Origin of the sequence: Streptomyces sp. NPDC020983 (genome assembly GCF_044333485.1) — a bacterium.
In the GTDB taxonomy this organism is placed as follows: domain Bacteria; phylum Actinomycetota; class Actinomycetes; order Streptomycetales; family Streptomycetaceae; genus Actinacidiphila.
This window is the reverse complement of record NZ_JBIRRA010000013.1, coordinates 217,795-242,051: the sequence shown is the minus strand read 5'-3', so window position 1 is coordinate 242,051 and position 24,257 is coordinate 217,795. Positions and strand designations below refer to the sequence as shown.

Annotated in this window: 19 protein-coding genes; 12 read left to right on the top strand and 7 right to left on the bottom strand. The window is 70.3% G+C overall.

The window, feature by feature from the left end; all coding sequences use genetic code 11:
- Positions 1-129: 129 nt before the first annotated feature.
- From ACH4SE_RS27630 to ACH4SE_RS27615, 4 genes are all read right to left on the bottom strand, one after another.
- Positions 130-897 (bottom strand): succinate dehydrogenase/fumarate reductase iron-sulfur subunit, encoded by a 768-nt coding sequence (locus tag ACH4SE_RS27630; protein WP_398546188.1) that lies wholly within the window; start codon positions 895-897, stop codon positions 130-132.
- Positions 894-2,807 (bottom strand): fumarate reductase/succinate dehydrogenase flavoprotein subunit, encoded by a 1,914-nt coding sequence (locus tag ACH4SE_RS27625; RefSeq protein WP_398546187.1) that lies wholly within the window; start codon positions 2,805-2,807, stop codon positions 894-896. The genes ACH4SE_RS27630 and ACH4SE_RS27625 overlap by 4 nt, the downstream gene beginning before the upstream one ends.
- A 1-nt stretch (position 2,808) precedes the next feature.
- Positions 2,809-3,633, bottom strand: coding sequence for a hypothetical protein (locus ACH4SE_RS27620; protein ID WP_398546186.1), 825 nt, complete (start codon positions 3,631-3,633; stop codon positions 2,809-2,811).
- A gap of 76 nt (positions 3,634-3,709) precedes the next feature.
- Entirely contained in the window at positions 3,710-3,997 is a 288-nt protein-coding gene (locus tag ACH4SE_RS27615) for a hypothetical protein (RefSeq protein ID WP_398546185.1), read from the bottom strand.
- Positions 3,998-4,305: 308 nt separating this feature from the next.
- Here ACH4SE_RS27615 and ACH4SE_RS27610 point away from each other — a divergent pair, with 308 nt between their 5' ends.
- A complete protein-coding gene (locus ACH4SE_RS27610; protein WP_398546184.1) occupies positions 4,306-6,102 on the top strand; it encodes an ABC transporter family substrate-binding protein in 1,797 nt (598 codons plus the stop codon).
- A gap of 240 nt (positions 6,103-6,342) precedes the next feature.
- On the opposite strand, the gene ACH4SE_RS27605 is transcribed toward ACH4SE_RS27610, so the two are convergent.
- Positions 6,343-7,506 (bottom strand): hypothetical protein, encoded by a 1,164-nt coding sequence (locus ACH4SE_RS27605; RefSeq protein WP_398546183.1) that lies wholly within the window; start codon positions 7,504-7,506, stop codon positions 6,343-6,345.
- A 281-nt stretch (positions 7,507-7,787) separates the two neighbouring features.
- On the opposite strand from ACH4SE_RS27605, the gene typA reads away from it, so the two are divergent.
- The 11 genes from typA to ACH4SE_RS27550 all read left to right on the top strand — a co-directional run bounded on the left by typA (position 7,788) and on the right by ACH4SE_RS27550 (position 21,871).
- Positions 7,788-9,653 (top strand): translational GTPase TypA, encoded by a 1,866-nt coding sequence (gene typA, locus ACH4SE_RS27600; protein ID WP_398546182.1) that lies wholly within the window; start codon positions 7,788-7,790, stop codon positions 9,651-9,653.
- 384 nt (positions 9,654-10,037) lie between these two features.
- The gene (locus ACH4SE_RS27595) at positions 10,038-11,702 is read left to right on the top strand and encodes an ABC transporter substrate-binding protein (protein ID WP_398546181.1); all 1,665 of its coding nucleotides are present in this window, start codon (positions 10,038-10,040) and stop codon (positions 11,700-11,702) included.
- A gap of 152 nt (positions 11,703-11,854) precedes the next feature.
- Complete coding sequence (locus tag ACH4SE_RS27590; protein ID WP_398546180.1) at positions 11,855-12,778, top strand: ABC transporter permease; 924 nt, start codon at positions 11,855-11,857, stop codon at positions 12,776-12,778.
- The gene (locus tag ACH4SE_RS27585; protein ID WP_398546179.1) at positions 12,771-13,703 is read left to right on the top strand and encodes an ABC transporter permease; all 933 of its coding nucleotides are present in this window, start codon (positions 12,771-12,773) and stop codon (positions 13,701-13,703) included. Before ACH4SE_RS27590 ends, ACH4SE_RS27585 begins: the two co-directional genes overlap by 8 nt.
- An 11-nt stretch (positions 13,704-13,714) precedes the next feature.
- The gene (locus ACH4SE_RS27580; RefSeq protein WP_398546178.1) at positions 13,715-14,743 is read left to right on the top strand and encodes an ABC transporter ATP-binding protein; all 1,029 of its coding nucleotides are present in this window, start codon (positions 13,715-13,717) and stop codon (positions 14,741-14,743) included.
- Positions 14,736-15,863, top strand: a complete 1,128-nt coding sequence (locus ACH4SE_RS27575; RefSeq protein ID WP_398546177.1) for an ABC transporter ATP-binding protein — start codon at positions 14,736-14,738, stop codon at positions 15,861-15,863. The genes ACH4SE_RS27580 and ACH4SE_RS27575 overlap by 8 nt, the downstream gene beginning before the upstream one ends.
- Before the next feature lie 205 nt (positions 15,864-16,068).
- On the top strand, positions 16,069-17,718 hold the full coding sequence (locus ACH4SE_RS27570; RefSeq protein ID WP_398546176.1) for an ABC transporter substrate-binding protein: 1,650 nt from the start codon (positions 16,069-16,071) through the stop codon (positions 17,716-17,718).
- Positions 17,719-17,833: 115 nt separating this feature from the next.
- Positions 17,834-18,757: an ABC transporter permease gene (locus tag ACH4SE_RS27565; protein WP_398546175.1), complete on the top strand. Its 924-nt coding sequence runs from the start codon at positions 17,834-17,836 to the stop codon at positions 18,755-18,757.
- Positions 18,750-19,742 (top strand): ABC transporter permease, encoded by a 993-nt coding sequence (locus ACH4SE_RS27560; RefSeq protein WP_398546174.1) that lies wholly within the window; start codon positions 18,750-18,752, stop codon positions 19,740-19,742. Before ACH4SE_RS27565 ends, ACH4SE_RS27560 begins: the two co-directional genes overlap by 8 nt.
- A gap of 19 nt (positions 19,743-19,761) precedes the next feature.
- Positions 19,762-20,811 carry an ABC transporter ATP-binding protein gene (locus ACH4SE_RS27555; protein ID WP_398546173.1) on the top strand — a complete coding sequence of 350 codons (1,050 nt, stop codon included), beginning with the start codon at positions 19,762-19,764 and terminating at the stop codon, positions 20,809-20,811.
- Positions 20,780-21,871 (top strand): ABC transporter ATP-binding protein, encoded by a 1,092-nt coding sequence (locus tag ACH4SE_RS27550; protein ID WP_398546172.1) that lies wholly within the window; start codon positions 20,780-20,782, stop codon positions 21,869-21,871. Before ACH4SE_RS27555 ends, ACH4SE_RS27550 begins: the two co-directional genes overlap by 32 nt.
- A gap of 134 nt (positions 21,872-22,005) precedes the next feature.
- Here the strand turns inward: ACH4SE_RS27550 and ACH4SE_RS27545 are convergent, their stop codons facing one another.
- Together ACH4SE_RS27545 and ACH4SE_RS27540 are read right to left on the bottom strand one after the other, a co-directional pair.
- Positions 22,006-23,172, bottom strand: coding sequence for an ABC transporter ATP-binding protein (locus ACH4SE_RS27545; RefSeq protein ID WP_398546171.1), 1,167 nt, complete (start codon positions 23,170-23,172; stop codon positions 22,006-22,008).
- A gap of 20 nt (positions 23,173-23,192) precedes the next feature.
- Positions 23,193-24,254, bottom strand: a complete 1,062-nt coding sequence (locus ACH4SE_RS27540) for an ABC transporter ATP-binding protein (RefSeq protein ID WP_398546170.1) — start codon at positions 24,252-24,254, stop codon at positions 23,193-23,195.
- Between the last annotated feature and the right edge of the window lie 3 nt (positions 24,255-24,257).

The following is a 24,257-nucleotide window of genomic DNA, read 5'->3' as shown; positions in this document are numbered from 1 at the left end:
CGCCCGCCGCAAGCGGCACCCCCTCAGGGGCGCGGGGAAGCCGCGTGACCAGCCCCTACCGGGCGAGACGGCGAACAGCCCCACCGCCGCCCCGGCCGCGGGCCACCGCATACCGCACCGGACCCGCGGTCAGGAACGGCGGCGGATCTTGGAGCCGAGCCAGACGAGAGGGTCGTACTTGCGGTCGACGGCCCGCTCCTTGAGCGGGATGAGCGCGTTGTCCGTGATCTTGATGTGCTCAGGGCACACTTCGGTGCAGCACTTCGTGATGTTGCAGTACCCGAGCCCGTGCTCGTCCTGCGCGGAGGCGGCCCGCGAGGGGCCGCCCTGCTCGGACGCCGCGTCCAGCGGGTGCATGTCGAGCTCGGCGACGCGCATCAGGAAGCGCGGCCCGGCGAAGGCGGGCTTGTTCTCCTCGTGGTCGCGGATGACATGGCACGTGTCCTGGCACAGGAAGCACTCGATGCACTTGCGGAACTCCTGCGAGCGCTCGACGTCGACCTGCTGCATGCGGTACTCGCCGGCGGCGAGGCCCTGGGGCGGGACGAAGGCGGGGATCTCGCGGGCCTTCTCGTAGTTGAAGGAGACGTCCGTGACGAGGTCGCGGATGACGGGGAAGGTCCGCAGGGGGGTGACGGTGATCGTCTCCTCGGGGGAGAAGACGGACATCCGGGTCATGCACATGAGCCGGGGGCGGCCGTTGACCTCCGCGCTGCACGACCCGCACTTGCCGGCCTTGCAGTTCCAGCGGACGGCGAGGTCCGCGGCCTGGGTGGCCTGGAGGCGGTGGATGATGTCGAGGACGACCTCGCCGTCGTTGACCTCGACCTCGTAGTCCTGGAGGCCGCCGCCTTCCGCGTCGCCCCGCCAGACCTTGAAGTGCGCTGTGTGGGTCACCCGTCAAGCTCCTCGTCGGTCAGGTATTTGCCCAGCTCCTCGCGTTCGAAGAGGGCGAGCAGGTCGGCCCGGACGGGCGGCATGGCGCGCCGCCGGAGGGTCACAGCGGGCGACGCGGCGGCGTCCGGGGGCGCCGCCAGCTCGCACACGAGGTTGACCCGGCGCCAGGCGCGGTCCATGCCGGGGTGGTCGTCGCGGGTGTGGCCGCCGCGGCTCTCGGTGCGCTCCAGGGCGGCGCGGGCCACGCACTCGCTGACCAGCAGCATGTTGCGCAGGTCGATGGCGAGGTGCCAGCCGGGGTTGAACTGCCGGTGGCCCTCGACGCCGACGCGTCCGGCACGCTCGCGCAGGGTGGCGAGCTTGCCGAGGGCCTGCTCCATCTCGGGGCCGCGCCGGATGATGCCGACGAGGTCGTTCATGACCTGCTGGAGCTCCTGGTGCACGGTGTACGGGTTCTCCGCCGTGCCGTCGCCGGAGGACTCCGCGCCGAAGGGCCGCAGCACCTCCGCCGCGGCGGCGTCGATCTGCGCCTGGTCGGCGGTGGGGCGCGCGTCGCCGAGGCCGGCGGCGTGTGCGGCGGCGTGCAGGCCCGCGCGGCGGCCGAAGACGAGCAGGTCGGACAGCGAGTTGCCGCCGAGCCGGTTGGAGCCGTGCATGCCGCCGGCGACCTCGCCGGCGGCGTAGAGCCCGGGGACCCCGGTCGCCGCGGCGGTGTCGGGGTCGACGTCGACGCCGCCCATCATGTAGTGGCAGGTCGGACCGACTTCCATGGCCTCCGCGGTGATGTCGACGTCGGCCAGCTCCTTGAACTGGTGGTGCATCGACGGCAGCCGGCGGCGGATCTCCTCGGCGGGCAGCCGCGTCGAGACGTCGAGGTAGACCCCGCCGTGCGGGGTGCCGCGGCCGGCCTTGACCTCGGCGTTGATGGCGCGGGCCACCTCGTCGCGGGGCAGCAGCTCGGGGGGCCGGCGGTGGGTGTCCGGGTCGGTGTACCAGCCGTCGGCCTCCTCCTCGCTCTGCGCGTACTTCTCCTTGAAGACGTCGGGGACGTAGCGGAACATGAACCGCTCGCCCTCGCTGTTGCGCAGCACCCCGCCGTCGCCGCGCACGGACTCGGTGACGAGGATGCCCTTGACGGACGGCGGCCAGACCATGCCGGTCGGGTGGAACTGGATGAACTCCATGTTGATCAGCGGCGCCCCCGCCAGCAGCGCGAGCGCGTGGCCGTCGCCGGTGTACTCCCAGGAGTTTGACGTCACCTTGAAGGACTTGCCGACGCCGCCGGTGGCGAGCACCACCGCGGGGGCGTCGATCACGAAGAGCCGCCCGGACTCGCGGACGTAGCCGAAGACCCCGGCGACGGCGCCGCCGTCCTTGAGGACGCGGGTGACCGTGCACTCCTGGAAGACCTTCAGCCGGGCCTCGTAGTCCCCGGTCTCGGCGAAGTCCTCCTGCTGGAGGGAGACGATCTTCTGCTGGAGGGTGCGGATGAGCTCCAGGCCGGTGCGGTCGCCGACGTGGGCGAGGCGCGGGTACTCGTGGCCGCCGAAGTTGCGCTGGGAGATCCGGCCGTCGGCGGTGCGGTCGAAGAGCGCGCCCCACGTCTCCAGCTCCCACACCCGGTCGGGGGCCTCCTTGGCGTGCAGCTCGGCCATCCGCCACTGGTTGAGGAACTTCCCGCCGCGCATGGTGTCGCGGAAGTGCACCTGCCAGTTGTCGTGGGCGTTGACGTTGCCCATGCTGGCCGCGATGCCGCCCTCGGCCATCACGGTGTGGGCCTTGCCGAAGAGCGACTTGCAGATCACGGCGGTGCGCAGGCCCTGCTCGCGGGCCTCGATGGCGGCCCGCAGCCCGGCGCCGCCCGCGCCGACCACGACCACGTCGTACGCGTGCCGTTCGACTTGTGTCATCTCAGAAGAACCTCGGATCGTCGAATACGCCGCTGGCCACCAGGTACACGTAGAAGTCGGCGACGGCGACGCTGATCAGCGAGGACCAGGCCAGCAGCATGTGGCGGCCGTTCAGCGCCCCCACCCAGCCCCACAGCCGGTAGCGCACCGGGTGGGCGGAGAAGTGCCGCAGCTTGCCGCCGATGATGTGCCGGCAGGAGTGGCAGGACAGGGTGTACGCCCAGATGAGCGCGATGTTGACGACGAAGACCAGGGTGCCGAGCCCGGCGTGCCCCCAGCTCCCGTCCGTCCCGCGGAAGGCGAGCACCACGTCGTAGGTGAGGATCCCGGCCACCACGAGGGCCAGGTAGAAGAAGTAGCGGTGGATGTTCTGCAGGATCAGCGGGAAGCGGGTCTCACCGCTGTACTTCTCGTGCGGCTCGGCGACCGCGCAGGCCGGCGGCGACATCCAGAAGCCCCGGTAGTAGGCCTTGCGGTAGTAGTAGCACGTCAGCCGGAAGCCCAGCGGGAAGATCAGCACCAGCAGCGCGGGGGACAGGCCCCACCAGTCGCCGAACAGGTGCCAGTCGGCGCCGCCGTCCATGTCCGTGCAGTTCGAGGCGAGGCACGGCGAGTAGAAGGGCGAGACGTAGGGCGCGGTGTAGTAGTCGCCGTTCGCGAAGGCGCGCCAGGTCGCGTAGACCACGAAGAGGCCCAGGACCGTCGCGGTGACCAGCGGTGACAGCCACCACGTGTCGGTCCGCAGGTGGCGGTCGGGGATCGCGGCGCGGCCGGGCGCGAAGACACCGCGGCGGAGTGGGGTGGCGGGAGTGGTTCCGGTGGCCAAAGGGGACTCCGTACGGGAGGGGGCGCGCGACGGGGGCGGCGCGCACGGGCGTGGCGCGGGGCGGGACCCGCCGGCGTCACGGTGCGTGCCGGTACGGCGAGCCGAGCCCCTCGTCCTCGGCGTCCGCCCACAGCCCGCGGTCGTACGGCGCGTCCGGCACGGTGATCATGTCCACCGGCCGGCCCTTCGCTGCGGCGGGCGCGGCCTCGCACAGCATCGTGAGGCTGTCCCTCAGGTGGTCCGCGGCGGAGCGGACCCTGCGCAGGTCGAGGGAGTCGCCGCACGGTTCGTCGAGGCGGGCGACGCAGCGCATCAGGTCGTCGAGCCGTCGCTGGACCGACGTCAGGTCGTCGTGCAGGGACATGCCGTGCCCTCACCGTCCTTCACCATCTGCCGCCGTTGGCATCGCGGTGCTGCGCCAGCGAGTGTCGCGCGTCACACCACTCCTTGTGAAGACGCGTGCACGGATTCGATCAGCGCGCGGCGGTGGGCCGGACGGGTGGAGTGCGCCGGTGCCGTCGGCGGGTCGGGGGCGCGGCGCCGGTGGCGTCGTCTGGAGTGGGAGTGCGAATAACCGGACCACCGGTAAAGCGGCCCATTCGATCATCGGAAAAGTCCCCGGCGGAACCGACCGTCTCCGGCCGGCCGCCAGGGTCGCGGAGGAGCGACCTCATGAACCGTGCGGCCCCGACCGCTGTCCCCCCGGCGCCGCGGGCGCGCGCGGTGCGAATCGCCGTGGCGCTCACCGCGGGCGCCACCCTCACGCTCAGCGCGGCCTGCTCCTCGGGCGGCGGCAACCACGCGGCCGGCACCGCGGGCACCGACATCGCGACCGTCGCACGCTCGGGCGTACGCGACGGCGGAACCCTGCGCTGGGCCACCGCGAGCGTGCCGCGCACCCTCAACGCCTTCCAGGCCGACGCGGACGCCGACACCGCCACCGTCGCCGGCGCCACCCTGCCCACGATGTTCCGCCTCGACGCGCACGGCCGGCCGCACGCCGACCCGGACTTCGTCACCAGGGCCGACGTCACGAAAACCGAGCCGCGGCAGGTCGTCACCTACCAGCTCAACCCCAAGGCGAGGTGGACCGACGGGCGTGCCGTGGACGCCGCCGACTTCACCGCCCAGTGGAAGGCCCTCAACGGCTCGAACCCCGCGTACTGGACCTCCCGCAACGCCGGGTACGACCGGATCGCGTCCGTCAGGCAGGGCCAGGACGCGCAGCACGTCGAGGTCACCTTCAGCACGCCCTACGCCGACTGGCGCTCGCTCTTCAGCCCGCTCTACCCCAAGTCTGTCACGGGCGACCCCGACGCCTTCAACGACAAGGCCCGCACCGCGCTGCCCGCCGCGGCCGGGCCCTTCGCCGTCAAGGACGTGGACACCAAGGCCGGCACGGTGACGCTGGAGCGCAACGCCTCCTGGTGGGGGCAGCGCGCCAAGCTCGACCGGATCGTGCTCACGGCCGTGCCGCAGGGCAAGCGGGCCGCCGCGCTGGGCGCGGGCCAGCTCGACCTCGCCGACATCGAGCCGCGCGCGCTCGGCGCCGTCGAGAGGACGAGGGGCCTGGCCGTACGCAAGGCGCCCGACGCGGCGTACGCGCAGCTCGCCCTCAACGGCAGCGCGGGTCCGCTCGCCGACGAGCGCGTCCGGCACGCCGTGGCCCGCGCGGTCGACCGCAAGGCCATCGCCACCGCCGTCCTCAAGCCGCTCGGGCTGCCCGCCGCTCCGCTCGGCAACCACCTCGTCCTGCCCTCCCAGGACGGCTACGCCGACCACAGCTCCGCCCTCGGCAAGGCCGACGTCCAGCAGGCGCAGGCGCTGCTCGACGACGCGGGCTGGAAGCGGTCCTCCGTCAAGGGCGGCGACCAGGCGGCCGCGCCCGCCGGCGGTCACGACACCGCGTCCGGCGCGCTCACCGTCGTGGAGCCCGCACGCGCGGTCACCAGGAGCGGCAAGCAGCTCAGCCTGCGCTTCGTGCTGCCCGCGGACTCGCCGACGCTCGACGACGTCGGCACCCGGATCGCCCGCATGCTCTCCGCGATCGGCATCCGCACGGAGATCACCAAGGTCGACGGGACGAGCTACTTCCAGGACCACATCGCGGCCGGCGACTTCGACCTCGCCCTCTACTCCTGGCCGGGCACGGCCTACCCCGCGACCGACGACACGCCCATCTACGCCAAGCCCGTACCCGCGCCGGACGGCTCCCTGAGCGTCGCCCAGAACTACACCCGCGTCGGCACCGACCAGATCGACCAGCTCCTCGACCGGGCGGGCTCCGAACTCGACGCCGGCACCGCCCGCTCCCTGACCGCCCAGGCCGACTCCCGCATCTGGGCCGCCGCCGGGTCGATCCCCCTCTACCAGCGCCCCGCGGTGGTGGCCCTCCGTACGAGCGTGGCGAACGCCGGGGCCTTCGGCTTCCAGACGCCGCGCTACGAGGACATGGGCTTCCGCAAGTAGCCCCGCGGGGGGCGCGCCGGGTTCGTCCCGGGGCGCCCCCCCCCGCGGGGAGCCGCGCGGCCTTCCGACAACGGGGCGTGGCGCGCAGCCCCCGCGCCGCTGGAAAACGCTCATCCTGCGCGGTGAGGGCTTGCGTACATCGCGCAGGCAGCGGGGAACCGGCGCCCGGCCCCACCGCCGGCGGAAGGCCGCGCAGAGCCCCCGGGGGCGGCCCGGAGCGTGTCCGGCGCCCCCGGGCGGTCAGAGGCGGACGAGGGCCGCAGCCCGGGCGTGCGCGCGGGCTGCCTCGGCGGGGCGGCCCGCGGCGGCGTGCACGGCGGCCAGCGTGTCGAGCGCCCCGGCCCGGGAAAGCGCCTCCGGCGCGTTCGCCGCGGCCCGCGCCGCGAGCTTCGCGGCCACCGGCAGCCGCCCCTGGAAGTACGCCTCGCGGGCGGGGAGGTCGGTGCGGCGGAGGACGGCGGGCGCCTGGGCCCGCAGCCCGGTCATCGCCGCCGCGAAGTACGGCAGCCCCTGCTCCGCCGGGATGCTCCCGGCGCGGACCCCGTCGCTGATCGCGGCGGCGTAGAGGGAGAGCGCCCCGGCCCGCAGCGTGGGCGCGGTGGACCGTGCGTAGAGGTCCACCGCCGCGTGCGCGGCCTCGACGGAGCGGCCCTCGGCGAGGGCGAGCATCGTGGCGAGGGTGAGCCTGCGCGGTGAGTCGGACGGCGGTGCGGCGGCGAGCGCGGCGCGCATGAGGTCGACACGCCCGGCGCCCGCCGCCCGCGTGGCGGCGAGCGTGGCGTCGTCGATCCGCCATTCGCCGAGCTTGGCCTCCTCCTTCCCAAAGGGCAGCCGCAGCAGCCGCCACGCGGGGCTGGTGACCCGGCCCGGCGCGAGGACGTGGATGAGGACGGTGAGGAGGGCGATGCCCCAGCCGACCGCCTCGGCGGGCCCGCCCGCGGCGACGAGCGCCGCGGCCACCGCGGCCTGGAGGAGCAGCTGCACGAGGGCGCCCCACCACAGCCTGCGCCGCAGTCCGGGCCGGTCGGCGACGACCATGCAGGGGCTGTAGAGGATGATCGGCAGCGGCCGCACGACGAGCAGCCGCCCGCCGACGGTGCCGGCCCACAGCCAGGCACCGGCGCCGATCGAGGAGTAGACGGGCGCGAGCCCGGTGAGGGGCCCCAGCAGCCGGGTGAGCACGTTGTGCAGCGAGACGGCGAGCAGCACCCCGGCGAGCAGGAGCAGGAAGTACCGCTCGGGGAAGGGCAGCGTGTGGGAACTTCCCAAGGCGCCGACGGTGCCGCCGACGGCGGCGGCGATGACCAGGGTGACCGTCCGGCTGCGGTTCGCGGGCGCGTCGGGGAGGCCGGGCGGGGGCGGCGGCACGGTGGCGTCGTGCGGCGGCGCGGGTGGCGTGTACACGCCCCGGATCATGGCATCCCCGGCGCCCGTTCCCCGAGCCGCCCCGGTCGGAGGGCGGCAGGGCGCTCCGCCGGGGCGGAACGCCGGTGCCCTCCGGCGGGGAGCGGGGCTCCCCGGGGGAGCCCCGCCGGGGCCGGGACCCGCGCGGCGGGGTGCTCCGGCGGGCGGCATCAGGCGGGGCACGTACCATGGGAGGCGGCCGTGGCGTGAGTTCTGCCCGGCGAGGCGAGCGCGTCGGACCGGAACGCGACGCCATCCACGATCGGGAGAAGCCCCCCAGCATGACCACGCGCCACGACATCCGTAACGTCGCCATCGTCGCCCACGTCGACCACGGCAAGACGACCCTCGTCGACGCCATGCTCAAGCAGGCGGGCGCCTTCTCGGCGCACCAGCATCTGGACGACCGGATGATGGACTCCAACGACCTGGAGCGCGAGAAGGGCATCACCATTCTCGCGAAGAACACCGCGGTGAAGTACCACCCGAAGGACGGCGGGGACCCGGTCACGATCAACATCATCGACACCCCCGGCCACGCCGACTTCGGCGGCGAGGTGGAGCGCGGGCTGTCCATGGTGGACGCCGTCGTGCTGCTGGTGGACGCCTCCGAGGGCCCGCTGCCGCAGACCCGCTTCGTGCTCCGCAAGGCGCTGTCCGCCCGCCTCCCGGTGATTCTGTGCATCAACAAGACGGACCGCCCGGACGCCCGGATCGACGAGGTCGTCAACGAGACCTACGACCTCTTCCTGGACCTGGACGCCGACGAGGACCAGATCGAGTTCCCGATCGTCTACGCGTGCGCCCGGGACGGCGTCGCCTCGCTGACCAAGCCGGCCGACGGCACGGTCCCGGCGGACAGCACCAACCTGGAGCCGTTCTTCTCCACGCTGCTGGAGCACGTCCCGGCGCCGACGTACGACGAGGAGGCCCCGCTCCAGGCGCACGTCACCAACCTGGACGCCGACAACTTCCTCGGCCGTATCGCGCTGCTGCGCGTCGAGCAGGGCTACCTGCGCAAGGGGCAGACCGTCGCGTGGATCAAGCGGGACGGCAGCATCTCCAACGTCCGCATCACCGAGCTGCTGATGACCGAGGCGCTGACCCGCGGTCCGGCCGAGAGCGCGGGCCCCGGTGACATCTGCGCGGTCGCGGGCATCCCGGACATCATGATCGGCGAGACCCTCGCCGACCCGGACAACCCGGTCGCGCTGCCGCTCATCACGGTCGACGAGCCGGCCATCTCGATGACGATCGGCACGAACACCTCGCCGCTCGTCGGCAAGGGCGGCAAGGGCCACAAGGTGACCGCGCGGCTGGTCAAGGACCGCCTCGAGCGCGAGCTCGTCGGCAACGTGTCGCTGCGCGTCCTGCCGACCGAGCGCCCGGACGCCTGGGAGGTGCAGGGCCGCGGCGAGCTGGCGCTGGCGATCCTGGTCGAGACGATGCGCCGGGAGGGCTTCGAGCTGACCGTCGGCAAGCCCGAGGTGGTCACCAAGGAGATCGACGGCAAGGTCCACGAGCCGATCGAGCGCATGACGATCGACTCGCCCGAGGAGCACCTCGGCGCGATCACCCAGCTCATGGCGGCCCGCAAGGGCCGTATGGAGACGATGACCAACCACGGGTCGGGCTGGATCCGGATGGAGTGGATCGTGCCCTCCCGCGGCCTGATCGGCTTCCGGACGGAGTTCCTGACGCAGACCCGCGGCACCGGTATCGCGCACTCCATCTTCGAGGGCCACGAGCCGTGGTTCGGCGAGCTGCGCACCCGCAACAACGGCTCGCTCGTCGCGGACCGGGCGGGCGTCGTCACGGCCTTCGCGATGACCAACCTCCAGGAGCGCGGCGTGCTGTTCGTGTCGCCCACCACGGAGGTCTACGAGGGCATGATCGTCGGCGAGAACTCCCGCTCGGACGACATGGACGTGAACATCACCAAGGAGAAGAAGCTCACGAACATGCGGTCCTCGACCGCGGACGTGACCGAGTCCCTGGTGCCGCCGCGGCTGCTGTCGCTGGAGCAGTCCCTGGAGTTCTGCCGCGACGACGAATGCATCGAAGTCACCCCGGAGACCATCCGGATCCGTAAGGTGGTGCTCGACCAGAAGGAGCGGGGTCGCGCAGCGTCCCGCGCCAAGCGCTGACACCTGCTGACCGCCAAGCGAACGGTGAGGGGTCCGGGGCTTCCTGGGCCCCTCCTTCATGCCCCGGATGCGTCCGCTTTCCGGACGCCAATCACCGTTAGATATGTCACACCGCCCAATTCGCCGGTGTCTGTCTACGTTCCATAATGTCCGGATTCTGGAACAAGATCGCGGGCGATGTGACCAAAGCGAGACCAACCCTGTGTCGATCCGACTTCAAACGTGCCCGATAGTGGGACGAAGTTGAGCTCGGGTCAATGGGTCACGCGCTGATGGGGAGCGCCGACTCACGAGCACAGGAAGGCCGTAGTCGCTGTCAGGGGTGTCAGTGAGCGTCCGGCCTTCCTTTCACGTATCGACAGTGACTCCTGAGGAGGCAAACCCATGCGCGGTGCCAAGAGCGCCAAGTGGGTCGTAGGAGCGGCCGTGATCGCCCTCGCAGCGACCGCCTGCAGCTCGAGTGATGACTCGGGTGACAAGAAGAGCGGTGGCAACAAGGCGAGCAGCTCGTCCGACGGTGTCGTCCGGGCGTGGTGGGGCGACCCCCAGAACCCGCTCGAGCCCGCCAACACCAATGAGGTGCAGGGCGGCAAGGTCCTTGACATGATCTTCATGAACCTCAAGGAGTACGACCCCAAGACCGGCAAGGCCATGCTGGAGGCCGCCGACTCGATCACGAGCACGGACCAGCAGAACTTCACCATCAAGATCAAGCCCGACCTGAAGTTCTCGGACGGCACCCCGGTGACCGCCAAGTCCTTCGTGGACGCCTGGAACTACGGCGCGCTGGTCACCAACAAGCAGCTCAACGCGTACTTCTTCGCGGACATCCAGGGCTACGACGCGGTGCACCCGTCGGACGACCCGACCGCCAAGCCGACCGCCCAGACCATGTCGGGCCTGAAGGTCGTGGACGACCACACCTTCACCGTCGCGCTGAAGCAGAAGTTCTCCACGTGGCCCGACCGCCTGGGCTACAAGGCCTTCGCGCCGCTGCCCGCCGAGTTCTTCTCGAACCACGCGGCCTACCTCGCCAAGCCGGTCGGCGACGGCCCCTACATGATCGAGTCCTACAAAAAGGGTTCGAGCATGAAGCTGGTCCCGAACCCGAACTACACCGGCCCGAGCAAGCCCAAGAACAAGGGCGTCCTGCTCAAGGTCTACACCAGCAGCGACACCGCCTACGCGGACCTGCAGTCCGGCAACCTGGACGTCCTCGACGACATCCCGGCCGCGGACCTGTCGCACGTGAAGTCCGACCTGAGCGACCGCTACCTGAACCAGCCGGCGGGCATCATCCAGACCTTCTCCTTCCCGATGTACGAGAAGGAGTGGAGCAAGCCGGGCATGGACAAGGTGCGTCTGGGCATCTCCATGGCGATCGACCGCAAGACGATCACCGACAAGATCTTCCAGGGCACGCGTACCCCGGCCGCGGACCTCACCTCCCCGGTGCTGGGCGCGGCGGGCGGCTACAGCGACACGCTGGCCGGTGACTCGGTCAAGTACGACCCGGCCAAGGCCAAGCAGCTCATCCAGGAGGGCGGCGGTCTGCCCGGCGGTCACATGACCCTCGGCTACAACGCCGACTCGGGCTCGCACAAGGAATGGGTCGACGCGGTCTGCAACAGCATCAACAACGTGCTGGGCGACAACAAGGCCTGCGTCGGCGCCCCCACGGGCACCTTCGCGGACTTCCGCAACCAGATCACCAAGGGCCAGATGAAGCAGCCGTTCCGTTCCGGCTGGCAGATGGACTACCCGCTGATCGACGACTTCATCACCCCGCTGTACGCGACCGGTGGTAGCTCGAACGACTCGAAGTACAGCAACAAGACGGTCGACAACCTGATCAACCAGGCGAACGCCGAGGCCGACACCACCAAGTCGGTGCAGCTCTACCAGCAGGCCGAGACGCAGATCCTCAAGGACATGCCGATTGTCCCGCTGTGGTACCAGAACGCCCAGTGCGGCTGGTCCGACAAGGTCTCGAACGTGACGGTGAACTCCTTCAGCTACCCCGTCTTCACCGACATCACGGTCAACTGACCTGCGACAACTCAACCACTCGCAGTGAGCGGGTCCGATAGGGGAGACGTCCGGGCGCGCTTGCGGGGGAACTGACAAACAACCGCTCGCGGTGTGGATGTCGGCCGGGGCCACAAGCCCCGGCCGACGTCTGCCCGATCCCTGGAGGGCAGATGGGGCGCTACGTCATCAGGCGACTGCTCCAGATGGTTCCCGTCTTCATCGGGACCACATTGTTGATCTTCGTCATGGTCTACGGGCTCGGTGATCCCGTGGCCGCCATGTTCGGAGACCGAAGGCCGGACCCCGCAACGGCCGCTCAGCTCAGAGAGCAGCTGCACCTGAACGACCCGTTGTGGCAGCAGTACCTGCTCTACATGAAGGGCGTCTTCTCCGGCGACTTCGGCAATGCGTGGAACCAGCAGCCGGTCACCGACCTGCTGAAGTCGGCCTACCCGGTCACGGTGCGGCTGACTCTGGTGGCGTTCGTGCTGGAGGCCGTCATCGGTGTCGCGCTGGGTCTGTTCGCAGGCCTGCGGCGCGGCCGCGTCTTCGACACCGGCGTGCTCGCCATGACGCTGATTGTGGTCTCCATCCCGACCTTCGTCACCGGCTTCGTCCTCCAGTACCTGGTCGGCGTGAAGTGGAACATCCTCAGCCCCTCGGTGGCCGACGGAGCGCCCTTCAAGGACCTGATCATGCCCGGCCTGGTCCTGGCCGGCGTCTCCCTCGCGTACGTGGCCCGGCTGACGCGTACCTCGGTCGCGGAGAACACCCGCGCCGACTACCTGCGCACGGCGGTCGCCAAGGGCCTGCCGCGGCGCCGCGTCATCACCAACCACATGCTGCGGAACTCGCTCATACCCGTGGTGACCTTCCTCGGCACGGACATCGGCAACCTGATGGCCGGCGCCCTCGTCACCGAGCGCATCTTCAACATCCACGGCGTGGGGTACCAGATCTACCAGGGCATCGTGCACAACAACCCGCCGACCGTGGTCGGGTTCGTGACGGTGCTGGTGGTCATCTTCCTGCTTGCCAACCTGCTCGTCGACCTGCTCTACGCGGTCCTGGACCCGAGGATCCGGTATGCCTGAGAACACCGACGCCGTGATCCTCGACGGCGTCCCCACCACCCAGGACGGCACCGCGCTCCCGACGGCCGAGAGCCGGGACAAGGCGCGCAGCCTCTGGAACGACGCGTGGTACGACCTGCGCCGCAACCCGGTCTTCTACATATCGTCGCTCGTCATCCTGTTCCTGCTCTTCATCTCGATCTGGCCGGGCGCCATCGCGCACGCCGACCCGCTGCAGTGCGACCTGATCAACTCGCAGAACGGGCCCTCCGGCGGCCACTGGTTCGGCTACGACCAGCAGGGCTGCGACGTCTACAGCCGCACCGTCCACGGCGCGCGCAACTCCGTCGAGGTCGGCCTGCTGTCCACGGTCGGCGTGGCCGTGCTCGGCTCCGTGCTCGGCGGCCTGGCCGGCTACTTCGGCGGCTGGCTGGACGCGATCCTCTCCCGGCTCAGCGACATCTTCTTCGGTATCCCGATCCTGCTCGGCGGCGTGGTCTTCCTCTCCGCGGTCAAGGGCGGCTCGGTGACCACCGTGTCGACGTTCATCATCCTGCTGGGCTGGCCGCAGCTCGCCCGTATCGCCCGCGGCGCGGTGATCACCGCGAAGGAGCAGGACTACGTGCTCGCGGCCAAGGCGCTCGGCGCCGGGCACACGCGCATGCTGCTGCGGCACATCGGCCCGAACGCGCTGGCGCCGATCATCGTGTGGTCCACCATCGCGCTCGGCACCTTCATCTCGCTGGAGGCCACGCTGTCGTTCCTCGGCGTCGGCCTCAAGCCGCCGGCCGTCTCGTGGGGCATCGACATCTCCTCGGCCTCCGAGCAGATCCGCAACGCGCCGCACATGCTGCTCTTCCCGGCCGGTGCGCTGAGCATCACGGTGCTGGCGTTCATCCTGCTCGGCGACGCGGTCCGCGACGCCCTCGACCCGAAGCTGCGCTAGGAGGGCGTACGTTGACTGTCATCGACGATGTTTCGAACGTCCCGGCACCGGACGCCCGCACGGCGCCGCTGCTGGAAGTACGCGACCTGCACGTGGAGTTCCACACCCGTGACGGTGTCGCCAAGGCCGTGAACGGCGTCAACTACTCGGTGAACGCCGGTGAGACGCTGGCGGTGCTCGGCGAGTCCGGCTCCGGCAAGTCGGTGTCCGCGCAGGCGATCATGGGCATCCTCGACATGCCGCCGGCCCGGATCCCGAAGGGCGAGATCCTCTTCCAGGGCCGCGACATGCTCAAGATGTCCGGCGAGGAGCGGCGCAAGATCCGCGGCCGGAAGATCGCGATGATCTTCCAGGACGCGCTGTCCTCCCTCAACCCGGTGCTGAGCGTGGGCTACCAGCTCGGCGAGATGTTCCGGGTGCACCAGGGCGCCTCCCGCAAGGAGGCCAAGGCCCGGGCCATCGAGCTGATGGACAAGGTGCGCATCCCGGCCGCCCGGGAGCGGGTGGGCGACTACCCGCACCAGTTCTCCGGCGGTATGCGGCAGCGCATCATGATCGCCATGGCGCTCGCCCTGGAGCCCGACCTGATCATCGCGGACGAGCCGACCACGGCGCTCGACGTGACGGTCCAGGCGCAGGTCATGGACCTGCTCGCGGAACTGCAGCGCGAGTTCAACATGGGCCTGATCCTCATCACCCACGACCTGGGCGTCGTCGCCGACGTCGCCGACAAGATCGCGGTGATGTACGCCGGCCGGATCGTCGAGGACGCCCCCGTCCACGACATCTACTCCAAGCCCGCCCACCCGTACACCAAGGGCCTGCTCCAGTCGATCCCGCGCGTCGACCAGAAGGGCCAGGAGCTGTACGCGATCAAGGGCCTGCCGCCCAACCTGACGCGTATCCCGTCCGGCTGCGCGTTCAACCCGCGCTGCCCGATGGCGCAGGACATCTGCCGCACCGACGTGCCCCCGCTGCACCCGGTCGGCACGGCGCGCGGCAGCGCGTGCCACTTCTGGAAGGAGACCCTCGGTGACTGAGTCCATTCCCGCCCAGGGCGCCGAGCCCGTCCAGCCCGAGCCCGCCGAGGCCGTCGAGCAGGCGGCCGAGGCGGCCGCCGCGAAGCTCGCCGAGCGCGAGCCGATCCTGTCGGTGCGCAACCTGGTCAAGCACTTCCCGCTGACACAGGGCATCGTGATCAAGAAGCAGGTCGGCGCCGTCAAGGCGGTCGACGGCGTGTCCTTCGACCTGTACGCGGGTGAGACGCTCGGCATCGTGGGCGAGTCCGGCTGCGGCAAGTCCACGGTCGCCAAGCTGCTCATGAACCTGGAGACGGTGACCGCCGGCGAGGTCTTCTACAAGGGCCAGGACATCACCAAGCTGTCCGGCAAGGCGCTCAAGGCCGTCCGGCGCAACATCCAGATGGTCTTCCAGGACCCGTACACGTCGCTGAACCCGCGCATGACGGTCGGCGACATCATCGGCGAGCCGTTCGAGATCCACCCGGAGGCGGCGCCGCGCGGCGACCGCCGCCGGCGGGTCCAGGAGCTGCTGGACGTCGTCGGTCTGAACCCGGAGTACATCAACCGCTACCCGCACCAGTTCTCCGGCGGCCAGCGCCAGCGCATCGGCATCGCCCGCGGCCTCGCGCTCAACCCGGAGATCATCATCTGCGACGAGCCGGTCTCCGCGCTCGACGTGTCGGTGCAGGCGCAGGTGATCAACCTGATGGAGAAGCTCCAGGACGAGTTCAACCTGTCCTACATCTTCATCGCGCACGACCTGTCGATCGTCCGGCACATCTCGGACCGGGTGGGCGTGATGTACCTCGGCAAGATCGCCGAGATCGGCAGCGACGCCGAGATCTACGAGCACCCGACCCACCCGTACACCCAGGCGCTGCTGTCGGCGGTGCCGGTGCCGGACCCGGAGGCGCGCGACCACCGCGAGCGCATCATCCTGTCGGGCGACGTGCCCTCGCCGGCCAACCCGCCGTCCGGGTGCCGTTTCCGCACCCGCTGCTGGAAGGCCGAGCAGCGGTGCGCGGAGGAGGAGCCGCTGCTCGCGATCCCGACCCGGTTCGCCGGTTCCGACACCCCGGCGGCGCACGAGTCCGCGTGCCACTTCGCCGAGGAGAAGGACGTGGTCGGCGCGGCCTGATCCGCGGTCCGGCGCGTAGCGCAGCTCCAGGGGCGTCCCCGTTTCGGGGGCGCCCCTGGTGGCGTTCCGTCACGGTGTGGCCAAGGCATTGCGGGATATTACGGCGTATTGGGGGCGCGACACGCAATCCCAGAAGTGCGGCTTTGCCCCGATTGCTGTGTCATGGGTAACGAAGTGTCATTTGTGACCCATGAGGAGGCGCACGATGCGCGGAGCCACGCGCGTGAGGTGGGCCGTCGGGGTGACGGTCGTAGCCCTGACCGCCGCCGCCTGCGGCAGCAGCAGTGACAGTGGTGGCAGCGGCTCGTCGGGGGGCAGCTCCGGCGGCATCGTTCGGGCCTCCTGGGGTGACCCGCAGAACCCGCTGGAGCCGGCCGACACCAACGAGGTGCAGGGCGGCAAGGTGCTCGACATGGTCTTCCGCGGGCTGAAGATCTACAACCCGAAGACCGCCAAGGCCGAGAACATGATCGCGGAGTCGATCACCAGCTCGGACGCGCAGAACTTCGACATCAAGCTCAAGTCCGGCTGGACCTTCAGCAACGGCGAGCCGGTCAACGCCGACTCCTTCATCAACGCCTGGAACTACGACACGCAGCTGAAGAACGCCCAGCTCAACGCCAGCTTCTTCAGCTACATCGACGGCTACGACAAGGTCCACCCGGACACGCCGGGCGCGAAGGCCACCGCGACCACGCTGTCCGGCCTGACGAAGGTGTCCGACACCGAGTTCAAGGTCAGGCTCAACCAGAAGTTCGCGCTCTTCCCGGACACCCTGGGCTACGCCGCCTTCTACCCGCTGCCGAAGGCGTTCTTCGACAACCGGCAGTCCTGGCTGGCCAAGCCGATCGGCAACGGCCCGTACGAGATCTCGTCCTACACCAAGGGCTCCAAGATGGAGCTGAAGAAGTGGGACGGCTACAAGGGACCCGACCCGGCGCAGAACGGCGGGGTGGAGCTGCGGGTCTACACCGACAACAACACCGCCTACACCGACCTCCAGGCCGGCAACCTCGACCTGGTCGACGACGTCCCGGTCTCCCAGCTGCGCAACGTCAAGGCCGACCTCGGCGACCGCTACATCAACCAGCCGGCCGGCATCATCCAGACCATCTCCTTCCCGCTGTACAACCCGCGCTGGTCGTCGCCGAACTCGGCGAAGGTCCGGCAGGGCCTGTCGATGGCGATCAACCGGCCGCAGATCACCAAGACGATCTTCCAGGACACCCGCACCCCGGCCTCCGACTGGACCTCCCCGGTGCTGGGTTCCGCGGGCGGCTTCAAGGAGGGCCTGTGCGGTGACGAGTGCACCTTCAACGCCTCCAAGGCCAAGCAGCTCATCCAGGAGGGCGGCGGTCTGCCCGGTGGCGGCATCACCATCTCGTACAACGCCGACACCGGCTCCCACAAGGAGTGGGTGGACGCGATCTGCAACAGCATCAACAACGCGCTGGGCAACAACAAGGCGTGCGTCGGGGCTCCGGTCGGCACCTTCGCCGACTTCCGCAGCCGGATCACCAACAAGCAGATGAACAACCCCTTCCGGGCCGGCTGGCAGATGGACTACCCGCTGATCCAGGACTTCCTGCAGCCGCAGTACTACACCGGTGCCTCGTCGAACGACTCGCACTACTCCAGCCCGGCCTTCGACAAGCTGGTCAACGAGGCGAACGCCGCCTCGTCCACCTCCGAGTCCGTGTCCAAGTTCCAGGACGCGGAGAAGGAGCTGGTCAAGGACATGCCGGCGATTCCGCTGTGGTACCAGAACGGCAGCGCGGGCTACTCCAGCAACCTCTCGAACGTCGCGCTGAACCCTTTCAGCGTCCCGGTCTACAACGAGATCAAGGTCAAGTGACCCCGCGGCCGGGAGCCGCCGCGCCGGTCACCACGGCAGCGGCGGCCACCGGCCCCCGCCCAGGTCCCCGCCCCGGGGGCCGGCACGCTCGGCGGAACTCCCCGGAAGGCTCCGTATGGGACGCTATGTGATCCGGCGGCTGCTCCAGATGATCCCGGTGTTCATCGGCAGCACGTTCCTGATCTTCTTCATGGTCTACGCGCTCGGCGACCCGGTCGCCGCGCTCTTCGGCGACCGCGCGCCCGACCCGGCCACCGCCGCGCAGATCCGCAACGCCCTGCACCTCAACGACCCGTTGTGGAAGCAGTACCTGCTGTACATGAAGAACATCTTCTCGGGCAACTTCGGCACCGCCTTCAACGGGGAGTCCGTCACGAGCCTGATGGGCAGCGCCTTCCCCGTCACGATCCGGCTGACGATCGTCGCGATCCTCTTCGAGATCGTCATCGGCATCACGCTGGGCGTCATCACCGGTATGCGGCGCGGCAAACCCGTCGACACCGGGGCGCTGCTGCTGACCCTGATCGTCATCTCGGTGCCGACCTTCGTCACCGGCTACGTCCTCCAGTACGTCGTCGGCGTGCAGCTGGGGTGGACCAGCCCGTCGGTGTCGCCGGAGGCGCCCTTCAACGAGCTGATCCTCCCCGGGCTGGTGCTCGCGCTGGTGTCGCTGGCGTACGTCACCCGGCTCACCCGCACCTCGATCGCCGAGAACACCCGGGCGGACTACCTGCGCACCGCGGTCGCCAAGGGCCTGCCGCGGCGCCGCATCATCGTCCGGCACCTGCTGCGCAACTCGCTCATCCCGGTGGTCACCTTCATCGGCACCGACATCGGCTTCCTCATGGGCGGCGCCATCGTCACCGAGCGCATCTTCAACATCCACGGTGTCGGCTACCAGCTCTACCAGGGCATCCTGCGCAACAACGCGCCGACGGTGGTCGGCTTCGTCACCATCCTGGTGCTGGTCTTCCTGCTCGCGAACCTGCTGGTCGACCTGCTCTACGCGGTCCTGGACCCGAGGATCCGTTATGCCTGACAGCAACCCGCTCGACCCCGAGCAAGGCCCCATCGCCCCCGGCGGCGGCTACGGCGGCGGCATGGACCTGGCCGCCTCCGACGCCGAGACGCTGGAGCGCGCCCCCGGCGAGGGCCAGGAACCGGGCGGGCCGGCCGGCAAGCCGCGCAGCCTGTGGTCGGACGCCTGGCGCGACCTGCGGCGCAATCCGATCTTCATCATCTCGGTGCTGATCATCCTCTTCCTGGTCTTCATCTCGCTGTGGCCCGGCACCATCGCCACCCAGGACCCGCTGGCCGCCAACCTCCAGCGCGCCCAGGCGGGTTCGGCCCCCGGCCACCCGTTCGGCTTCGACCAGCAGGGCCGCGACGTCTACACCCGGGTCGTCTACGGGGCGCGCGCCTCGGTCACCGTCGGCGTGTGCGCGACGCTCGGGGTGGTGCTGCTCGGCAGCGTCCTGGGCGGCCTCGCGGGCTTCTTCGGCGGCTGGTGGGACGCGATCCTCTCGCGGATCAGCGACATCTTCTTCGGCATCCCGGTGGTGCTCGGCGGCCTGGTCTTCCTGTCCGTCGTCACCAACAGCACGGTGTGGCCGGTCGTCGGCTTCATGGTGCTGCTGGGCTGGCCGCAGATCGCGCGTATCGCCCGCGGCTCGGTCATCACCGCACGGCAGAACGACTACGTGCAGGCCGCGCGGGCGCTCGGCGCGGGCAACACCCGGATGCTGCTGCGGCACATCGCGCCCAACGCCGTCGCGCCCGTCATCGTCGTCGGCACCATCGCGCTCGGCACGTACATCGCCCTGGAGGCGACGCTGTCCTACCTCGGCGTCGGCCTCAAACCGCCCACCGTCTCCTGGGGGATCGACATCTCCGACGCGTCCAACCAGATCCGCAACGCCCCGCACATGCTGCTGTGGCCCGCCGGTGCACTGAGCCTGACCGTCCTGGCGTTCATCATGCTCGGCGACGCGGTGCGTGACGCCCTCGACCCCAAGCTGCGCTGAGGAGCTGAGCGACAACACCATGGCCACCAGTGTCGAGATGACCACCGAGCCCGGCGGTACCGAGAGCGGCCCGCTGCTGGACGTGCAGAACCTGCACGTGGAGTTCCGTACCCGGGAGGGGATCGCCAGGGCCGTCAACGGCGTGGAGTACTCCGTCGACGCGGGGGAGACGCTCGCGGTACTCGGCGAGTCCGGGTCGGGCAAGTCCGTCACCGCCCAGGCGATCATGGGCATCCTGGACTCCCCGCCGGGCTTCGTCACCCAGGGCAAGATCGTCTTCCGCGGCCAGGACCTGCTCAAGATGGGCGGCGAGGAGCGGCGGAAGGTCCGCGGCGCCCGGATGGCGATGATCTTCCAGGACGCCCTGTCCTCGCTCAACCCGGTGCTCACCGTGGGCGAGCAGCTCGGGGAGATGTTCACCGTCCACCGCGGCATGTCCCGCAAGGACGCCCGGGCCAAGGCCGTCGAGCTGATGGAGCGGGTGCGCATCCCGGCGGCCAAGGAGCGCGTGCGCAGCTACCCCCACCAGTTCTCCGGCGGTATGCGGCAGCGCGTCATGATCGCGATGGCGATGGCGCTGGAGCCCGAGCTGATCATCGCGGACGAGCCGACCACGGCGCTCGACGTGACGGTCCAGGCGCAGGTCATGGACCTGCTCGCGGAACTGCAGCGCGAGTTCAACATGGGCCTGATCCTCATCACCCACGACCTGGGCGTCGTCGCCGACGTCGCCGACAAGATCGCGGTGATGTACGCCGGCCGGATCGTGGAGACCTCGCCGGTCCACGACATCTACCGGGCGCCCGCCCACCCGTACACCAGGGGCCTGCTCGAGTCGATCCCGCGCGTCGACCAGAAGGGCCAGGAGCTGTACGCGATCAAGGGGCTGCCGCCGAACCTGCTGCACATCCCGCCCGGCTGCGCCTTCAACCCGCGCTGCCCGATGGCGCGGGACGTGTGCCGCACCGAGATCCCGCCGCTCTACCGGGTCAGCCAGGACCGGGCCAGCGCCTGCCACTTCTGGAAGGAGTGCATCGGTGACGACAGCACCGAAGCCGACAAGGCCTGAGCCGTCCGCGTCCGGTTCGCCGGGCCGCGAGCCGATCCTCCAGGTACGCGGTCTGGTCAAGCACTTCCCGCTGACGCAGGGGATCGTCTTCAAGAAGCAGGTCGGCGCGGTCCAGGCGGTCGACGGGGTGACCTTCGACCTCTACCCGGGCGAGACGCTCGGCATCGTCGGCGAGTCCGGCTGCGGCAAGTCCACCGTGGCCAAGCTGCTGATGAACCTGGAGGAGCCCACCAGCGGCGAGATCATCTACCGCGGCGAGGACATCAGCAAGCTGTCCGGCCGCGCCCTGAAGTCGGTGCGCCGCAACATCCAGATGGTCTTCCAGGACCCCTACACCTCGCTCAACCCGCGGATGACGGTCGGCGACATCATCGGCGAGCCCTTCGAGATCCACCCCGACGTGGCCCCCAAGGGGCAGCGGCGGGCGCGCGTCCAGGAGCTGCTGGACGTCGTCGGCCTCAACCCGGAGTACATCAACCGCTACCCGCACCAGTTCTCCGGCGGCCAGCGGCAGCGCATCGGCATCGCCCGCGGGCTCGCGCTGCGGCCGGAGATCATCGTGGCCGACGAGCCCGTCTCCGCCCTCGACGTCTCCGTGCAGGCGCAGGTGATCAACCTGATGGAGCGGCTGCAGGACGAGTTCGACCTGTCGTACATGTTCATCGCGCACGACCTGTCGATCGTGCGGCACATCTCCGACCGGGTCGGGGTCATGTACCTCGGCAAGATCGTCGAGCTGGGCGGGGACGCCGAGATCTACGAGCACCCGACCCACCCGTACACCCAGGCGCTGCTGTCGGCGGTGCCGGTGCCCAACCCCGAGGCGCGCGAGCACCGCGAGCGCATCATCCTCACCGGTGACGTGCCCTCCCCGGCCGACCCGCCGTCCGGCTGCCGTTTCCGCACCCGCTGCTGGAAGGCGCAGGAGCGCTGCGTCGTGGAGGAGCCGCTGCTCGCGGTGCCGGAGGTCTTCCGCGGTACGGCGGGCCCGGCCGAGCACCCGTCGGCCTGCCACTTCGCGGAGGAGAAGATCGTCGTCCCGCGGGCGCACGAGGACTGACCCGGCGCGCGGGGACCGACCCGCGACCGGCGCGGGGCGCGGGCGGAGGCGGCCCGTCACGCCGTACGGACCGCGCCGGGCGGCGCCACCCCGCGGGAGGCGGGGGCGTGCCGGGCGGTCCGCACGGCGGTGCGTCAGGGGCGGTCGGACCGGTCCTCCAGCGCGGAGAGGGACGGGTCCAGGACCACGTCCTTCCGGCCGGTCACCGTCGGCTCCTCCGGGTGGTGGCAGGCGGTCAGGTGGCCCTCGGCCGCGCCGTCGAGCCGCACGAGCGGCGGCTCCTCCTCCGCGCACACCTCGGTGGCCTTCCAGCACCGGGTGCGGAAGTGGCACCCGGAGGGCGGGTTGACCGGCGAGGGCACGTCGCCCGCGAGCCGGATCCGCGCCTTGGCCTCGGCACGCGGAGCGGCGCCGTCCGTCTGCCACAGCGGCTCCACCTCGGGCACCGCCGACAGCAGCGCGTGCGTGTACGGGTGCCGGGGCCGTACGTAGATCGACTCGCGGTCGCCGACCTCCACGATCTTGCCGAGGTACATCACCGCGATGCGCTCCGAGAAGTGCCGCACGATCGCCAGGTCGTGCGCGATGAAGACGAAGGCGATGCCCAGGTCGCGCTGCACCTGCTGGAGCAGGTTGACCACCTGCGCCTGGATCGACACGTCCAGCGCCGACACCGGCTCGTCGGCCACGATCAGCCGGGGCTCCAGGGCCAGGGCCCGCGCGACCCCGATGCGCTGCCGCTGGCCGCCGGAGAACTCGTGCGGGAAGCGGTTGTAGTGCTCCGGGTTGAGTCCGACGGTCTCCAGCAGCTCGCGCACCCGCTGGTCCCGTCCGCCGGGCGGGTCGATGCCGTTGATCTCCATCGGGCCGCGGATGATGGTGCCGACGGTCTGCCGCGGGTTCAGCGACGAGTAGGGGTCCTGGAAGATCATCTGGATCTCGGACCTGACCGGCGCCAGCTCCTTGCGGCCGGCGTGCGTGATGTCCTGGCCGCGGTAGGCGATGGTGCCCGCGGTGGGTTCCAGCAGCCGGGTGATGAGCCGCCCGGTCGTCGACTTGCCGCAGCCCGACTCGCCGACCAGGCCGAAGCTCTCGCCGGACCGCACCGACAGGTCGAGGCCGTCGACCGCCTTGACCGCGCCGATCTGCCGCCTGATCGGGAAGCCGCCCATCACCGGGAAGTGCTTGGCCAGCCCGCGGACCTCCAGCAGCGTCTCGCGCGCGGTCGCCCCGGCGTCCTTCCCGGCCTCGGTGTCCTCGGTGTCCCCGGAGTCCTTGGACAGTGAGATGTCGTTGCTCATGTGGATGCCTGCCCTGGTGATCAGCCGAGCCGCGGCTGAATCGTCTCGATGAACACGGACCGCTTCTGCTCGTCCTTCAGATGGCACGCCGAGCCCCGCCCGGCCGGCAGTTCCGGCCGCACCGACGCGCACTGCCCGCCGCCGACCAGGCCGGTGAAGCCGCACCGCGGGTGGAAGGCGCAGCCCGGCGGCGGTGCCAGCAGGCTGGGCGGTGAGCCCGGGATCGGCGTGAGCGGCTCGGAGACGTCCGACATCAGCCGCGGCATGGAGCCCAGCAGCCCCCAGGTGTAGGGGTGCTGCGGCGCCGTCAGCAGCTCACGCACCGAGCCGCGCTCGACGGCCCGGCCCGCGTACATCACCAGCAGGTCGTCGGCGACCTTGGACACCACGCCCAGATCGTGCGTGATCAGGATGATCGCCGAGCCGAACTCCTGCTGGAGGTCCTTGAGCAGGTCCAGGATCTGCGCCTGCACCGTCACGTCCAGGGCCGTCGTCGGCTCGTCGGCGATCAGCAGGTCCGGGTCGCACACCAGCGCCATCGCGATCATCGCGCGCTGCCGCATGCCGCCGGAGAACTGGTGCGGGTAGTCGTCCACGCGCAGCCTGGGCTGCGGGATGCCGACCTTCTCCAGCATCTCGATGGCCCGCTCCCGCCCCTCCCGCTTGCTGGCCCCGCGGTGCTTGACGTACGGCTCGGCGATCTGCCGGCCGATCGTGTAGTACGGAGACAGGGCGGTCAGCGAGTCCTGGAAGATCATCGCCATCTTGTTGCCGCGCAGCTTCTCCAGGGTGCGGTTGGACGCCCCGGTCAGCTCCTGGCCGTCGAGCACGATCTCGCCGGCGACCTCGGTGGTGGAGGGGTTGTGCAGGCCCAGCACGGTCAGGTTGGTCACCGACTTGCCCGAGCCGGACTCGCCGACGATGCCCAGCGTCTGGCCGCGCTCCAGGTCGAACGACAGCCCGTCGACGGCCTTGACGACGCCGTCCTCGGTGGAGAAGCGCACGTGCAGGTCGCGTACCGACAGGAAGGCGTCGGTACCGCTCGCCGGGACGGCGTCCTCCGGTTTGGTCAAGGTGGTCACTGC